Below are 17,535 nucleotides of genomic sequence, written 5' to 3'. Positions count from 1 at the left end.
GCTTGTCACGACCTTCATCGCCTTCCAGTGCCTAGGCATCCACCTTAAGCCCTTACTTACTTGACCATATTATCCTTTTCTTCTTATTAAGAAAGAACAAAAAGTTTAATATATCATGAATGAGACTATTAGCTAATTAAAGCTGTTTCTTTATCTAATTCTTTAGTAAAGCTCCGCTTAATTGTTTCTACTCTAAGACACACAATCTAATTGTGTTTTCTTTATCTAGTGAAGATTTTTATAAATACTGATTTCCGTTTTTTGTTGGAAAACACTTTTTAAAAATCTACGCTCTTATATATCTGTCAAAGAACCTTTTGTTTCTCATTAATGTTTTTTATTTATCATCAATGTTTTATTAGTATAGCATGCAGCAGAAAAAACACAATAGCTTTTAACGTGATTTTATAAAAAAAATAGTGTTGCAATTATATTTTTATATATTTATAATACATTTTATACTAAAAATAAGGTACCCCGAAAATCTTTTAATAAAAACTATAAATCTAACAGCAAAAAATACGGATATTAATATAAAAAAGGCTTGAAAAACAAAAAAAACTAGCATATTTTTATAAAATAATATATACTTTTGTAAGTATTCTAAAAAAATAATACAAAATTTTATAGTGAGTTATTAATTATGAGTGTAAATATTGAAGAAAACGGAAATTTAAAATTAAAACCAAATAGTATTATATTTCATGAAGGTCAGACAGTACAGAATATTTCTATTATCACTAATGGAGAAATTGATGTATACATATCATCAAAAGAAATTCTTGGTATAGAAGATGAAAATGAAGTTATGCGTTACAGCTGCAAACTATTTACAATACCTAGAAATATTATTCTTGGAATAGGGAGTTATAAAAGCAATTCTAAATATATGTTCTCATTTAAAACTAAAGATGATACTGAAATGTATGCTATTAAAGCACCTAATAGAGAATATGTTAAAAATTTCTTTGATACTAATAAGGCATATTTAACTAATTTATATCATTCTATAGCATACTTTATTTTAAAATGTTATGATGAATATGTGAAAATAAAAAAAATAAATAAAGAAATTAAAATCAATACTTCTAATTTGGCTGTTATATATTTTAATTTGCAGCAAGGAAAGCCAAAAGCTGTTAAATCTGAGTTATTCAAAAATTATAAAGAAATTTATGATGATTCTATCAATTCAGGATTTAACTTCCCTACTTCTTTTGATGTAGATTTTATAAGAACTGATCATAGTGAAATTTACATGCATAACAAAAATCAATTAATAGAAAATACAGAAAAGCTAGAATTAGAAATTGATTATGTAAGAAGATTTTTAACTATGCCAAAAAGTATTAAAAATCAATTCTTCACTTATGATACAAATATGAGTTTAGATGCATCTCACATGTTATATGACAGTCTAAGAAAAATGTCATCATTATTAAAAACAGAAATTGTTGAAGCTATAGAAAATATATTATTTTTATCTTCAAATGAATCTGAATCATTATTCAGCGAATATACAAAAATGGCTATGGATTTGGATAAACAGGGCAGAGATAATGAAGTTTGGGTTAAATATTCTAAATTTATGTCAAGCATAATAAAAGATATATACCAAAAAGTAAAAACAGAATATGATTATGATTTAAATATAGACACAGAAGAAATTGACTCTATAATAAAAAGAATATCCAAAAATATAAGTTTCTCACCAGAAGAACAAAATGCTATGCCTGATGCTTCTGATGATATAAAAGTTACTTTAGGATTTGAACAGCTGCCTGAGGAGGTAAAAAATCCTACTCAAAAAATACTAAATATGTCTGGTATTGATGAATCTAAGGCTAGAAACTTTATGAAATCTTTGCAGGCATTTAGAAAATTAAGAGATAAATTCAGTACAGAAGACGATGTAAGAAAAATAAGACGCGGTGTTACAAGCGTATTTTTTGAAATATATAGAGAAATAGCAAAAAGAGTCGTAATAAACGGAGAAAACAGCAGACTTATAAAAATGTTTTTAAACTTCGGATATATGGATGATCAGCTGCTTACTCCTAATCAGATAATGGATCTTTATGAAATAAAAGACAAAAGCAAATCTAAAAAAATTAATATATTCTACATAGATGAATGGCTTAAAAAAATATACGATAAAGAAGAACCGCCTTCAGTTAATGGTTTCGGTCAGGATTATAGAGAAGCATTAAGAGAATTAAAAAAACGCGGAACTATAAATGATAAACAGCTTGAAGATCATTGGGAAAGCTCTTCAAAAAGATTGGAATATGAAGTAGAAAATATGATAGAAACCACTCATAGATTATGTTACGGACAGGTAAGTATATACTTCCCTATACTTCATAAAGATATGATTACTAAAGATTTTGAAAAAGCATTGATTAGAAGAGATTTCATGGAAAAATCTATAAAAGAAATTACTGATATAGACTTTTCAGCTTTCTACAGAGAAGTATTATATAAAAACAAAGAATTAAATATTGAAAAAGAACTTGTTATGCAGGAGGTTTTGCCTAATGTAATACTCATGCCTACATTCGGTTCAAGAGCTATAATGTGGGAAGAACTTTCAAGCAGACAAAAAAATAGCACAGGAAGATTCCTATTCCCTATATTTACATCTGAGGAAATCGAAACATTGCTGCTTCCTACAATAGGTGCATTCAGATGGGAATTATGCAAAACTATGTTAGGACCTGCTTGGAATGATATTACTCAAATGTCTATTACTTCAGAATACAGCGACTATGTTCAGTTCTACAAAAAGAATAGAAATCTTTCAGATGAAGCCAAAGAAAAATTAAAAATACAAATCAAAAAATGCAGAAACAACTTAAGAGAAGTTTTTGTTTCAGATTATAATTTATGGATTAGATATGAAAGCAAAGGTATTATGAGGCTTAATAAAGTTGCAAGAAGCATATTATACAGACAAGTGCCTTTTGCTAAAAACATAAGAGAAGAGCTTTCAAAACAGCCTATGTTCTCTGAAATAGCCAACAGATTTAAAAATATCAGAGCTAAAAAAGCTACAGAATTAGAAAACAGATACTTCAAATTTACAAAAACAGGAAATCCTTTGCCTGATGAATTACAGCATCATATAGATTTTTATAAAGAGATGTAAATCATAAAAAATAAATAAATAAGGGCTTGGAAATAAAAATTTCAAGCCCTTTTTATATTTATAATACGCAATTAAAAAATAAATGTTTTATATGACTTATAAGATATAAAAAATATTATTTCAAGCAAATTATTTTTTTTTCGATATTTTTAACAGCATAGTTACTATATTTTAGAACTGTACTTGCAATAAAATTCATATATTGTTAAAATGAGGAATAAAATTTAGTATTTATGTAAAGAGTATATTATATGAGACTTGATTATATAAGACCATTTACAGATGCATCTAATGAAATTCTGAAAAATTATATAAAAGATGGTATAAAAACGAGTGATATAACATTAAAGGGAGATTTTCTAAATGCATCAGGATTAATAGCTATAGTAGCTCTATCCAAAGATATAGTCGGTCACTTTTTAATAGACATGGAAGAGGAAACAGCAAAAAAAATAGTTTCCCTAATGAATGACAGAGAGATAAAGGATATTGATAAATTATCATTATCTACTTTGCAGGAATTAGTAAATTTAATAGCAGGACTTTCAGTTACTAAATTGGAAACTGACGGATATGATGTTGATATTTCCCCTCCTGTTATTATGAAAAGCAAAAATTTAGAAGTTTCGATAAGCGATTCGGAATTTCTTCATATAAAACTAGATACCTCTATAGGCGATTTTAATATATTAGTTGCCGTAGAATCAGAAAAGGAGTAATTAAATATGTCTGATATTAATACAAAAGAAGCTGATGGTATAAATGAATTTGGAAAACCATTCAAAGTTCTAATAGTAGATGACTCTGCATTTGTAGTTAAACAGTTACAACAAATTTTTGTATCAGAACAATATAATGTGGTTGGTACTGCTGAAAATGGAGAGGAAGGCGTACTTATGTATAAGGAATACAAACCTGACCTAGTAACTATGGATATTACAATGCCTAAAATGGATGGTATTACAGCTTTAACTAAAATAATAGAATATGATAAAAACGCCAAAGTTGTTATGGTTAGTGCTTTAGGTAAAGAAGATATGGTTAAAAAAGCTCTTCTAGCTGGTGCTAAAAACTATATTACTAAACCTTTAGATAGGAAAAAAGTTCTTGAACGTATTAAAATGGTTCTTACAAAAAAGTAAGATAATTAAGTATAATGTTCATTGATTTATTGGAATAATTTGCTTTGAATGAACTAAAATTAACAGAAAGACAATTTGATCTATTTAAAGATTTTGTATATAGAGAAAGCGGTATTTGTTTTAATGTTATAAATAAGGTTATATTAGAGTCTAGAATAGCTTCTTCTATGAAAGAGAAGAATATAGAACAGGTTGAGGACTATTATAAACTTGTATCTTCTGATAAAGAAGAATTAAAAAAATTTTTGGATAATATTACAACAAATTTAACTAAATTCTTTAGAAATGAACCTAATTTTAAATTATTAAAAAGCTATGTTTTACCAGAAGTTTTAAAATATAAAAGAGCAGGGGAACAAATAAGAATTTGGAGTGCAGGATGCTCTACTGGGGAAGAACCATACTCTATAGCTATTACTTGCTTAGAAACGCCAGGAATAAGAGAGTCGGATATAAAAATTTTTGCAAGCGATTTATCATTAAACTCTCTTGTTGCTGCTAAAGAAGGAAGATATGAAGCTCATAAAGTAGAAAATGTACCAGAAGAGTATTTAACAAAATATTTTGATAAACTTGCTTCTGGAGAATATTCTGTTAAAAATAATATAAAAAAACTTATTACTTTTGACTACCATAATTTAAGACATAGGGGAAGTCAGTCAAATATGGATGTTATTTTTTGCAGAAATGTGCTTATATATTTTGATAATGAATCTGTTAAACTTACTGTTAATAGATTTTATGATATATTAAATGATCATGGCTTTTTATTTATAGGGCATAGTGAGTCGCTGTTTGGACTTGATACAAAATTTAAATTTAATAATATAGACAATTCCATAGTATATACTAAAAATTAGGAGTTTAAGTTAATGTTTAATAGAAAAAATGAAAATACAGAGTCTAATTCAATTATAGGAGAAGGCTCATATTTTAAAGGCGAATTTACATTAAATGGTACTTTGAGAATAGACGGTTGTTATGAAGGTGAAAAACTTGAGGTTGACAATGTATTTGTGGGTCAGACTGGAAAAGTTAAATCAAATATAAAAGTAGTATCTGCTGTTATAGAAGGTATAATAATTGGAAATATAGAGGCTAAAAACAGAGTAATGCTTATGCCTACAAGCAGAGTTCTAGGAGAAATTAGAACACCTGAACTTATTATACAAAATGGGGTTATACTTGAAGGATTATGCATAGTAGCTCCTGATCCTCTTACTAACCCTAAAGAAACTATACTATCTCTATATAATAATAACAATGGCGATAATAATAATACTGAAAACAATAATTAATTATTAAATGGATAATATAATAAATAATGCCTTATCTATATAATGTTGAAAAAAGAATTAGTTTACATATTGTTGCAATAACCTTAATTGCTGTTATTGGAGTTACAGCATTTACATATCTTTTTATAAATAACTATATACAAAAAAAACGTTTAAAATATATATATGACTACATGGCTTTAGAAGATTATAATAACGCATCTTTTATTTTTAATGAGCTTTACGGAAAAAATCCTTTAAATAAAAATATACTTATAACTGGGATAGATTTATATTATGATATACTTATAAGGGCAGACAAAAATGATGTTATAAAAACATCAAGTGAAAATATTATACGTTATGCTAAACAATTATTATTAACTGGGAATTTTATTAAAAATAAATATATAATATATCAGAGATTAGGGCATGGATATAGAAGTTTAGGAAAGGCTTATTATACAGATGCTTATAATTCTTATATAGAAGCAATAAATAATGGGGACAATAGAACATCAACGGCAATAGAACTTTCCAAAATTTGTTATGAAATCGGATTATATGAGGATGCTATTAAATATTTAGAAAATTCAATAGAAAAAGAAATGAATGTTAATAATGGAGAGTTCATAAATATGGAGCTTTATTATGAGCTTGCCAATGCTTATGAGGGAAATAAAGATTATACTAAAGCTATACAGATACTATCATCTATTGATGGAAAATTTAATAATAGGTCTTTGGAAGTGAAAAGTTATTCAAAATTGGGGAATTTATACTTCAGACAAGGACTCTATAAGGAAAGCGAATTTTTTTATAAAAAGGCATTGGAGATAGATGATAAAAATCCTGATTTATATTATAGTATAGGAACACTATATAGAGAAACTAATAGAAAAAGCGAAGCTATTAAAATGTTTAGAGAAGCTATAAAAATAAATAATTCTTATAAACCAGCTGCAGAAGCATTAAGGAGATTATAATAACATGTTTAATTGGTTATATAATATGTTCTCAAGTGATATGGGAATTGATTTAGGAACAGCAAATACTTTGGTATATGTAAAAGGAGAAGGAATTGTTTTAGCAGAACCTTCAGTTGTTGCTATAGAAAAAAGTACTGGGAATGTTATAGCGGTAGGAAATGATGCTAAAAAGATGTTGGGTAAAGTTCCGAATTCTATAGCGGCAATAAGACCTATGAGAGATGGAGTTATTGCTGATTTTGAAACAGTAGAAAAGATGATAAGATACTTTATCAATAAAGTGCATAATAAAAGAACTTTGGTAAAACCTAGAATAGCAATAGGTATTCCTACAGGCATTACAGAAGTAGAAAGGCGTGCGGTTAGAGAAAGCTGCGAGCAGGCAGGAGCTAGAACAATATTTTTGATAGAACAGGCAAGAGCTGCTGCCATTGGTGCTGATATGCCTATAAATGAGCCTCATGGAAATATGATTATAGAAATAGGAGGAGGTACTACTGAGGTAGCTGTACTTTCTCTTGGAAGTATGGTTAGAAGTGCATCTATACGTGTAGGAGGAGATGAGCTTGATGATGCTATTATAAAATACATGCAGAGAACTCATAACTTATACATCGGTGAAAAAACTGCTGAAGAGATAAAAATTAATATTGGGCATGCATATAAAGGCGATATATCTAAAACTATGGATATTAGGGGACGCGATTCTGTATCAGGACTTCCTAAAACTCTTACAATAAATAGTGCTGAAATAAAGGATGCTATATCCGATATATTATTAGAAATATTAGAAGCAGTAAAATCTGTGCTTAATCAGACTCCGCCTGAAATTTCTGCTGATATAGTAGAAAGAGGCATTGTTATGAGCGGAGGTACTTCATTATTGCCGGGGTTTACTGATTTAATCTCTATGGAAACGGGGGTGCCTGTAATTCTTGCTGAAAGTCCTCTTACTTGCGTGGCTATAGGATGCGGAAAATTTATAGAAGAAACTAAAAATTTAAAGAATTATAGACGATACTCATAACGTGAAAACTTTTATAAAGCATAAAATTCTTATACTATATATAACGCTGAATCTAATAGCGGCTATGTTTATGGTGCTTAACAGAAGTAATTTTGTATTTGATATAAAATCAATTTATGCACTCGGTGTCTACCCTATTCAAAGTGCAACAAAAAGCATATCAAGGGCATTTGTTTATCTTTATACCAGCATTACTGATATATTTACTTTACAAAGTCAAGTGCAGATATTAAAAGACAGAATAGCAGAATTAAGCGGTGCGGCTTTGGAATATGAGCAATTAAGTGCAGAAAATGAAAGACTAAGAGGATTATTAAATGAAGCTCCTACAGATGAATATCCTTTAGAGTATGCTGAAATTGTATCTAAAGATCCTCAGAACTTCTACACTACCATAGTTATAAATAAAGGCAGTGCACATGGAATAGTTGTAGGAATGCCTGTTATATCATATCAAAATGGATATAAAGGACTAGTTGGAAAGGTTGTTGAAGTGAGAAGATATAACAGCCGAATACTTTCACTGGTTGATCAAAGATCTCAAATATCTGTAATGCTTGAAAGTTCTAGAACTACTGGAATAATGGTTGGTCAAAGTCCAAGATCAACTCAAACACATTTGCAGTATATAGATTTGCAGATGGATGTTGAAGAAGGTGAAAGAGTGGTTACAAGCGGTATGGGAGGTGTTTTCCCAAAAGGAATATTAGTTGGCACAATATTCAAAGTTGAAAAGAAAAACTACGGACTTTTCCATGACCTTTATGTTGAGCCTTCTGTAGACTTTTCTACTTTAGAAAATGTTTATGTAATAAAGAAAATACCAGACCAAGAAATTATTATGCTTGCCAATGAAGATGATCAGTATACTAATGAGCAGAATAATAGATAGGAGTAAAAAATGAAAAGAGCTATTACTGTTATTGTAACTTCACTTATTTTGCTTTTAATACAGTCATCTCCTGCTTATGATCTGATAAGAGTATCGCTTGGTGCAAAACCTGATCTGCTTCTAATATTTTTATCTTTTATAGCATTCAGATATGGTTCATTTGACGGCATGATATATGGATTTGTAATAGGTATTCTTCAGGATATAGTATCTAGTGCCACTTTTGGTTCTTATGCTATAATATTTTTGAATATTGGTTTTTTTGTAGGCTTCTTTAACAGCCGAATATTTATAAAACAAATTGCTGCTGGAATATTTGTAACTTTAGTTGGATATTTAATAAAAGTTATAGCATTATTTTTAGTTACATCAATATATTCTGATCTTTCAAATGTTGCTGTTTTAATAAGAGCGGAACTGCTTGTAGGGCTTCCATTAACTGTTATACTATCTTCGCCATTATTTATAGTATTTGAAAAAGCAGCACCTTTAATTTATGATAAACAAGGCATACATGTTGATGACAGCACTAAAGAATATGTAGAATAATAAAAAAAGTATAGACAAAAATGTATTTTATCTTAACAAATTATTGACTTTATAATTAAAATATTATATATTATTCTAAAAAATAATATATCAATTATTTTTTCAATAAAGGAAAATATATGATAAAAAATTTTTTCTCGTATAAATCGGAAGAAAAATATACAATAATTTATATCTTTGGAATAAAAATTACATTAAAAAAAAATAAATATGAAAAATTTATTAAACATAAAATAAAAAAAAAAATTCTGTCCTAATAGTAGAATTTAATCCATATCACGGAGAAACTTTACCTGGATTTATAAAATATTTTCAGGATTTAAACTATAATATAGATGTTTTAATAAATTCATCACTATTTAAAGATAAAGTATTATCAAGTTACAACTTAAAAAATATAAATAACTTATTTTCATTTAATCAATCAGAAATAATTGATAATATATTAACTATGCCTGTAATCAAAAAATATAAAATTGTTTTTTTTAACACCTATGTATTCCCTTATAAAAATACAAAACAGTCTTTATTTATTTATAATAAAAAAATACTAGACAATCTTGATAAATACATATGTGTAGAACATAACGCTTTTTATGATTTTGAAAGAAATATAGACAGGAATAGAGTTGTTACACTATTACCAAATAATTTTTGTTCTATGTATATTAATCCTCATTTTTATTTTAATAAAATAAGTAAGGATAAAAACAAAATTACTAATCTATCTTTATTTTCCAGAGAAAAAAATAGTTTAAAAAATATTCAATTATTAATTACATCAATCAAACAAATAATAGATACAGGAATAAATAATTTTAATTTAACATTAGTTGGAAGAATAGACCAATTAAATATTGATATCTCAGGATATGAACAATATATAAACTTTACTGGATATTTAGATTATCAAACATTATATAAAAAAGTACAAGAATCAGATTTTATACTTCCTATGTTGGATCCAAATATAGAAGAACATAAAAGATTTTTAGAAGATATTTCAGGTACATTTCAGCTAATATATGGGTTTGGAAAAGTACCTATAATACATAGTTTTTTTTCAAATAGATATGGATTTAATGAAGAAAATGCTTTATTATATGATAGTATTGATAAGTTAATAGAAAATATTAAATATGCTATTAATATGTCTAATGATGAATATCAGCAAAAATCTAAAATAATATTTGAATATTCTAATATGCTTTACAAAGAATCATTAGAAAATTTAAAATGTATGTTACAAAAAATAATGGATAATTAAAATGAATAATATAAAAGTTAGTGTAATTATACCTGTGTATAATGTAGAACCTTATTTAAAAGAGTGTTTGGATTCAGTTATAAATCAAACACTTAAAGAAATAGAAATTATTTGCATAGATGACTGTTCTACCGATAATAGTCCTCAAATATTAGAAGAATATGCCAAAAAAGACAATAGAGTAATAGTATTCACAAATGAAAAAAATATTGGATCTGGTCCTACTAGAAATGTTGGAATAAAAAATGCTAAAGGAGAATACATTTCATTCATAGATCCTGATGATTATATTTCTAACGATTTTATAGAAACATTATATGGTACTGCTAAAAAATATAATTCAGATATAACAAGCACATTAAATATAGTAGTATTCGGAGAAAATATAGAAAAAGCAAAAAATGCTGATTTTAATTGTGATCTTAAGCTTATAGAAGGAAAAGGAAAATCTAATATTAGTATAGAAAATGAAAAAGGAGGAACTCTAGAATATATGACTGTATTTGCATGGAATAAAATATATAAAAAAGATTTTTTAATAAAAAATGATTTATTTTTTATGAATATAAAATCAGGATCTGAAGATAGTGAATTATATCAAAGAATATTATTAGTTAATAAAAAAACATCATACAATCATAAAGCTGTTTATTATCATAGAAAATGGAATGGTTCCATAACATCAAATGCTATAAAAAAAAATGTAAATTTTTTTATTGATACAATATCATTAATGCTCAATTCTATAGAATTTTATAAAAAACAAAAAGCAGAACCTACAAAATATTTGTATGCTAAAACATTTTATACTGTATTATCAACATTTAATATGAATATTTATAAAGATGATTTGTATAAATATTTATATGATTTTACAAATCAAATAACTTTGGAAAAAGAAATATCAGGAGAAATTGCCTATGCTCAATACCAAATAATAAAATTAAATAAAGAATACAAAAATTATATTTTATATAAAAAGATATTAGATGATATAAACATATATGTTGATAATCTAAATAAAGATTTGAATAAAAAAAATAAAATAATTAATACCTTAGTCAATAAAATAGTTTGGTTTATACCAATAAGGAATGTACGGGATTCTTTAAGAAAAAAAATATTAAAATATATAAATTCTTAATTTTGACAATTTTTAAAATTTCATGTATATTAAGCAGATGGGTAATTCTGAAATAGAAATAAAAGCTTATGTAAGAGATTTCGACTCTGTATTAAATTTCCTGTATAAAAATGCCAAATTTAAAAAAAAATATTTTAAAAAAGATATATATTATGCTAGAGAAAATGATATAAAACATGGTAATATAAAAACAAGCGACTGCATAAGACTTAGAATGGAACATGGAGGATACACTTTCTGTACAAAAGAGAGAACATTAATTGATGGTGTGGAAGTTAATGATGAAATAGAAATAAAAACAACAAAGAAAAAGGCAAGATTTATAATTAATTTTTTATCCCAGCTGCAAAAATATAGAGAATATGTACGCAAAGAAAAAAAAGGATATGCTTTCATATATAAAAATGCTTTAGTAGAAGTATCAAAAATAAAAAATCTAGGCAGCTTTATAGAAATTGAATTCTTAAACTCAAATGAAACAGTAGAAAATCAAGTATCTCAATTAAAATATATATTAAATGATATAGGAATATCTGAAAAAGATATAGAAACTGAAGCCTATATAAATTTGCTTTCAAAAAATAGAATATAATTTTAAAAAATTTTACAACACAAACACAATAATACATTTTTATAATGAAAACACATTTTTTTATAAATGAAAAAAATACTATTGACAATAATAAAAAATATAAATATAATGCTTCATATAATGTTTATGAAAATTGTACTAAAAATAATAGCCATATTTGTATCTTTTAATATAGTTATTTACGGACAAGAAACCAATAATAGCTCATTAAAAGAGAAAATGGATAATTACGACGAAAAAGTAAAAACACAATGGGAATTCAATCCTCTAAAAAACTATAAAACCGACAGATATTTTTCAGGCTGGACTGATCCTAATGCCTACAGCACAAGATTTTGGATAGGAGAAGTGTTAAATGCAAAAGAAATGTACCCCAATAGAAATTTTAATTTTGACAAAATGGATTTCTTTTATCAGCCTACCCTTGCAACAGAGATAACACCTATAGCATTTAATTATAAAGATAAACATAGATTCAAAATAGGAATAGGATACTTAACACATTTTTTTCTTTCAAAGTATAAAAATGGATACTACCAATATTATGGACAAAGTTTAATGTATGGAACATATATGCAGGTAGAGGTATTTTTTGATTATATTTATGATAATAAATTAAAATTTAGATTTACCCCATTAAGACATATATGTTCGCATATAAGCGGCGACATACTTGGAGATTCATCATTATATGACAGAGAAAAAGAAGATTTTATGGATTCTGGTTTTGAGCAAATACACACATCAGTATATTATAAATATGGATGGTTTACATTTTACGGAGGAATGACCTTTGCCATAATGGGATTTGATAAGTCAAACATTGTAAACTTATTCAATGTATTTACAGGTATGGATTTAAGAGTTCCTATATGGGGAGAGATAAGTTTCATTACTGGACTTCATTTTGGATTAAATCATGACAAGATAAATGATGTAATTAGAAATATGGATAATGGAAGCTATTTTATAAGGGATAGCTATATAAGATGGAGTCCTGTCATATCAGTAGGATTAGGTATTGAAATTTATAGAGTAATAATAGGACTTAAATATGATTATGCTGCTTCTAAGCAATTATATTCACATAAAAAAATGGAAAGCAAGATAGGAATGGATATAAGTTTATATTTATAATTCTTGACTTATTAATTTAGAAATATATACTTAAATAAAAAATGTAACATATAAAAATTATGAAACTTGTATTTATTATATTTATAATTATATCATCATCTCTGTATTCTTATGAATTGAGGCTTCATTTTTTAAGAGGATATATATACAATGACATATTATATGCTGATGTGTATATGGGAAAAAATGATTTAGTTTATGAAAATATAGAAAGGTATATAGATAATGGTATTATAGTATTTTTTAATTTCAGAATAGATTTAGTTAAAAAAAATTTTCTTATTGATGAAAATATAAGAGAAATATATTTATACAGAAAAATATACTATGATTTTTTTACAAAAGAATATGTTGTATTAAATTCAGAAACTATGAGAGAAACAAGAAATACAAATCTTAACAATTTAATGAAAAATATTTATCAGTTAAATAAAATAGAAATAGTAAATGCAAATAAATTAAACAGCAATAATAAATACATATTTAGAACAAGATTGTCTATACAATTTCAAAATGCTTATCCATACTTATCAGTATTCTTTAATATAATAACCCCAATACAATACAGGATAAAATGGTTAAAATCAGATGAATTTAGCATAAAAGAATTGTATTACAATAATATGTAACTATTATTTATAATTAAAAATCCGATTTATATAAAAAAATCAATTTTAAATCTTGGAGGTTGTATAATGCGTTTTTATATTGCTGTCTTATTCATAATATTATCATCATTTTTACAGCAATTATTCTGCCAAGAAGATACAAGAAAAGAAATAGTTAAATGGGCTAATTTTTATTTAAATAAACATTATAAATATAATCAAAGCGATACTATTATTAATCCATTTACTAAAGAAAAAAAGAAAGTTAATTTTGACTGTTCTGGATTTGTATCAGCCGTTTATTGGACAGCTATTGAAAATCCTAGTATAAAACTTTCAGGCTCAACTGAAAATATATATTATATATTGTCAAAAGAAAATAAAACATATAAAAATGTTCTTCCGAATATAGGTGATATAATATTTTTTGATAAAACTACATCACCGAATAAAAAACTTACGCATTCAGGAATAGTGATAGATATTGATGAAGATGAAACGATTACATATATACATGCTACAACCAGTAAGGGTACTATACTAGGATATATGAATTTAAAGTACCCAGAACTAGCTAGAAAAGACGGAAAAGTAATTAATAGCTATCTTAGAAGAGGAAGCAGAGCAAACGGAACAGATTCTCTTGCTTCATATTGCTTTAATAGTTATGGTACTATTTTTGAAAAGCCGAATTAAATAAAAATAAGAATATTGTAAATCGTCTTGACTTTTTGCTGATATCTTATAAAATAATTTTCTATTGTAAGAGTGTTTTATGCGTTTTTGTATTACTATATTATTAACAATATTTACATCTTCATTTATATTTGCTCAAACTTACGGATATGATAAAGAGTACCAGTCAGAGCTTAGAGAAAGCGGTGTTGAAATAACGGATATACAAAAAAGGCAGGTTAGAAGAGATATAATAAAGTGGGCTAAATTTTATTTAGAAAAACAATATAAATATAATGAACAAGTTACATTAACACATCCTGTTACAAAAGAGAAAAAAACTTTTAAGTTTGATTGTTCAGGATTTATAGCTGCTGTTTATTGGACTTCTAATATAGCAGTATTTGAAAAACAAGCTGTTATGGATTCAGGCGGCGTAAAAATTATATATGCCACTTTATCTAAATATAAAAAGGTGTATAATGAAGCACTGCCTAATGCAGGCGACATAGTGATGTTTGATAGAACCACATCAGACACTAAAAAACTTACGCATGCTGGTATAGTAATAGATGTTAATAAAGAAGATGATACTATAACATATATTCATTCTTCTACAAGCAAAGGACTTATATTAGGTTATATGAATTTAAAATATCCTGATATGGCCAAAAAAGATGGTAAAATAATAAATAGTTATTTGAGAAGAGGAGGAGGAATTAAATCGCTTGCTTCTCAATGTTTTAATAGTTACGGAACTATTTTAGATATACCTGAAAATTAGTTAAAGATATTTTATAAATAAAGACAATTTTAAATTTGGAGAATAGCATTATATGAGTAAAAAAGGTAAAAATAATAGAAAATCACCAATGCCTCAGTCAGGCGGCGGCGGGGTTGGAAATCAGATAATAATAATACTGCTTTTAGTTATGGTTATATTTATGGCTATAATGTATTTCCAAAAATCTCCGCAGGTAAAAGCACAAGAATGGGATTATTCTACTGTAGTACAAAAAGTTAAAGAAGGAATAGTAAAAGAAGTAACTATAGTAGATCAGAATATAAAAGACGGTATAGCTAGAGAGGTTGTCAATGGTAAAGAAACTATAATAAACTTCTACTCTTTTATACCATATACAGCAAGCGGATTTGTAAATTTCCTTATAGATAATAATGTTACTGTAAGAGGTGAAGCTGAAAAACCTAGTTATTTTAGTATAATACTAGTAAATTTACTCCCTATAATTTTAATAGGGTTTCTGCTTTGGTTTTTTATGTTTAGACAAGTTCAAGGTTCAAATAACAGAGCAATGAGTTTTGGTAAAAGCAGAGCAAGACTTTTAACAAAAGAGGATGTAAAAGTAACTTTCAAAGATGTTGAGGGCTGTAAAGAAGCTAAAGAAGAACTTCAGGAAGTTGTACAATTCTTAAAAGATGCAAGCAAGTTCACAAAACTAGGTGCTAAAATACCTAAAGGAGTACTTTTGGTAGGTCCTCCGGGTACTGGTAAAACTTTACTTGCAAAAGCTGTTGCAGGAGAGGCAAATGTACCTTTTTTCAGCATGTCTGGTTCTGAGTTTGTTGAGATGTTTGTAGGTGTCGGAGCTTCAAGAGTAAGAGATTTATTTGAGCAAGGAAAAAGATCTGCTCCTTGTATCATATTTATAGATGAATTGGATGCTGTAGGAAGAACCAGAGGTGCTGGATACGGTGGCGGACATGATGAAAGAGAGCAGACATTAAACCAAATGCTTGTAGAAATGGACGGTTTTAATACTGACACTAGAATTATAATATTTGCGGCTACTAACAGACCTGATGTATTAGACCCTGCCCTACTGCGTCCTGGAAGATTTGATAGACAGGTTGTTGTTGATTTGCCAGATGTTAAAGGAAGAGAAGGAATATTTAAAGTACATGTTTCAAAAATACAGCATGATCCTTCTATAGACTTGTATCATTTAGCAAGAGCTACACCGGGTTTTTCTGGTGCTGATATAGCTAATATGGTGAATGAAGCTGCTTTAATTGCTGCTAGAAATGATAAATCAAGAGTAGAGCTTTCTGACTTTGAAGAAGCACGCGATAAGGTTATGATGGGTCCTGAAAGAAGAAGTATTTTAATAAGCGAAAAAGAAAAATTAAATACTGCATATCATGAAGCAGGACATACTTTGATGGCAGTACTTCTTCAAAATACTGATGCTTTGCATAAAGTTACTATAGTTCCTAGAGGAAGAAGTTTAGGTGCTACTTGGACTCTGCCTCCTGATGGAAGATATACGCTTCAGAGAAAAAAAGCTATTGATGAGATGTCATTGCTTCTTGGAGGACGTGTCGCTGAAGAGTTTAAATTCGGTGAGGATTCTGTTACTACTGGAGCTTCTAATGATATAGAAAGAGTTACTGAGCTTGCAAGGAGAATGGTATGCGAATGGGGTATGAGCAGACTTGGTCCTATATCATTCGGACAAAAAGAACAGCCTATATTCTTAGGTAAAGAGATAGCAAGACATAAGGACTACAGTGAAGAAACAGCACAGAAAATAGATGAAGAAGTTCATAAGTTTGTAATGAAGGCTTATGAAAGAACTAAAAGATTAATAGCTGAGAATGCTGATAAATTTGAGGCTTTATCAAGAGAATTATTTGAGAAGGAATCTCTTGATTTAGAAGATATAGAGAGAATATGCGAAGTAAAACTTGATAAAGTTAAAGATAAATTGGTTTATGCTGGTAAAGACCCTAAAAGGGGAACTGACGAGCTTGAGGACCCTTCAGCTTATCAGGAAGGAGAGGTTAAAAGTGTTAAAGATGAGGTATTTAGTACACCTATTAAGCCCCTTAAAAAAGAATTGCATATAAAAGAAGAGAATGAGGCAGAAGAAAAAACAAGCAAAAGAACAACTGCAAAAAAAGTTCCTTCGCCTAGAAAAAGAAAGAATACAGAAGAATAAAAAATAATATTTTATAATAAATGCTGCAGATATAGAAATTATACTGCAGCATTTTTATTTTAAAAATAAATAAATAATTTTGACAAACCTATATTATTTTACTATAATTTATGATATATCCTTTACAA

General features: G+C 27.3%; 17 protein-coding genes. All 17 read left to right on the top strand.

Going from position 1 to position 17,535, the window contains the following annotated elements:
- The first annotated feature begins 643 nt into the window (after nt 1–643).
- Nucleotides 644–3,148, top strand: coding sequence for a Crp/Fnr family transcriptional regulator (locus tag Q0J69_RS03475; RefSeq protein WP_297204340.1), 2,505 nt, complete (start codon nt 644–646; stop codon nt 3,146–3,148).
- 251 nt (nt 3,149–3,399) lie between these two features.
- On the top strand, nt 3,400–3,867 hold the full coding sequence (locus Q0J69_RS03470) for a chemotaxis protein CheX (protein ID WP_297204339.1): 468 nt from the start codon (nt 3,400–3,402) through the stop codon (nt 3,865–3,867).
- Nucleotides 3,868–3,873: 6 nt separating this feature from the next.
- Entirely contained in the window at nt 3,874–4,290 is a 417-nt protein-coding gene (locus Q0J69_RS03465; RefSeq protein WP_028330452.1) for a response regulator, read from the top strand.
- Nucleotides 4,291–4,334: 44 nt separating this feature from the next.
- Nucleotides 4,335–5,150: a protein-glutamate O-methyltransferase CheR gene (locus Q0J69_RS03460; protein WP_297204338.1), complete on the top strand. Its 816-nt coding sequence runs from the start codon at nt 4,335–4,337 to the stop codon at nt 5,148–5,150.
- Between the two features lie 12 nt (nt 5,151–5,162).
- A complete protein-coding gene (locus tag Q0J69_RS03455) occupies nt 5,163–5,588 on the top strand; it encodes a polymer-forming cytoskeletal protein (protein WP_297204337.1) in 426 nt (141 codons plus the stop codon).
- Between the two features lie 26 nt (nt 5,589–5,614).
- Entirely contained in the window at nt 5,615–6,553 is a 939-nt protein-coding gene (locus tag Q0J69_RS03450; RefSeq protein ID WP_297204336.1) for a tetratricopeptide repeat protein, read from the top strand.
- 4 nt (nt 6,554–6,557) lie between these two features.
- Entirely contained in the window at nt 6,558–7,583 is a 1,026-nt protein-coding gene (locus tag Q0J69_RS03445; protein WP_038375237.1) for a rod shape-determining protein, read from the top strand.
- A 13-nt stretch (nt 7,584–7,596) separates the two neighbouring features.
- Nucleotides 7,597–8,475 carry a rod shape-determining protein MreC gene (mreC, locus tag Q0J69_RS03440; protein WP_297204355.1) on the top strand — a complete coding sequence of 293 codons (879 nt, stop codon included), beginning with the start codon at nt 7,597–7,599 and terminating at the stop codon, nt 8,473–8,475.
- Between the two features lie 9 nt (nt 8,476–8,484).
- The gene (gene mreD / locus Q0J69_RS03435; RefSeq protein ID WP_297204335.1) at nt 8,485–9,024 is read left to right on the top strand and encodes a rod shape-determining protein MreD; all 540 of its coding nucleotides are present in this window, start codon (nt 8,485–8,487) and stop codon (nt 9,022–9,024) included.
- Nucleotides 9,025–9,475: 451 nt separating this feature from the next.
- Complete coding sequence (locus Q0J69_RS03430; RefSeq protein WP_297204333.1) at nt 9,476–10,291, top strand: hypothetical protein; 816 nt, start codon at nt 9,476–9,478, stop codon at nt 10,289–10,291.
- 1 nt (nt 10,292) lies between these two features.
- On the top strand, nt 10,293–11,435 hold the full coding sequence (locus tag Q0J69_RS03425; protein ID WP_297204332.1) for a glycosyltransferase family 2 protein: 1,143 nt from the start codon (nt 10,293–10,295) through the stop codon (nt 11,433–11,435).
- Nucleotides 11,436–11,472: 37 nt separating this feature from the next.
- Nucleotides 11,473–12,027: a class IV adenylate cyclase gene (locus Q0J69_RS03420; RefSeq protein WP_297204331.1), complete on the top strand. Its 555-nt coding sequence runs from the start codon at nt 11,473–11,475 to the stop codon at nt 12,025–12,027.
- A gap of 126 nt (nt 12,028–12,153) precedes the next feature.
- Nucleotides 12,154–13,164 carry a hypothetical protein gene (locus Q0J69_RS03415; protein WP_297204352.1) on the top strand — a complete coding sequence of 337 codons (1,011 nt, stop codon included), beginning with the start codon at nt 12,154–12,156 and terminating at the stop codon, nt 13,162–13,164.
- 59 nt (nt 13,165–13,223) lie between these two features.
- On the top strand, nt 13,224–13,793 hold the full coding sequence (locus Q0J69_RS03410) for a DUF4390 domain-containing protein (protein WP_297204330.1): 570 nt from the start codon (nt 13,224–13,226) through the stop codon (nt 13,791–13,793).
- Nucleotides 13,794–13,859: 66 nt separating this feature from the next.
- Nucleotides 13,860–14,468 carry an NlpC/P60 family protein gene (locus tag Q0J69_RS03405; protein WP_297204329.1) on the top strand — a complete coding sequence of 203 codons (609 nt, stop codon included), beginning with the start codon at nt 13,860–13,862 and terminating at the stop codon, nt 14,466–14,468.
- Nucleotides 14,469–14,547: 79 nt separating this feature from the next.
- The gene (locus Q0J69_RS03400; protein WP_297204328.1) at nt 14,548–15,231 is read left to right on the top strand and encodes an NlpC/P60 family protein; all 684 of its coding nucleotides are present in this window, start codon (nt 14,548–14,550) and stop codon (nt 15,229–15,231) included.
- A 52-nt stretch (nt 15,232–15,283) separates the two neighbouring features.
- On the top strand, nt 15,284–17,407 hold the full coding sequence (ftsH, locus tag Q0J69_RS03395; protein ID WP_297204327.1) for an ATP-dependent zinc metalloprotease FtsH: 2,124 nt from the start codon (nt 15,284–15,286) through the stop codon (nt 17,405–17,407).
- The last annotated feature ends 128 nt before the right edge of the window (nt 17,408–17,535 follow it).

Origin of the sequence: uncultured Brachyspira sp., assembly GCF_944388875.1 — a bacterium.
In the GTDB taxonomy this organism is placed as follows: domain Bacteria; phylum Spirochaetota; class Brachyspiria; order Brachyspirales; family Brachyspiraceae; genus Brachyspira.
Note: the sequence above shows the minus strand (reverse complement) of the source record. Positions and strands in the feature narration are given on the sequence as shown.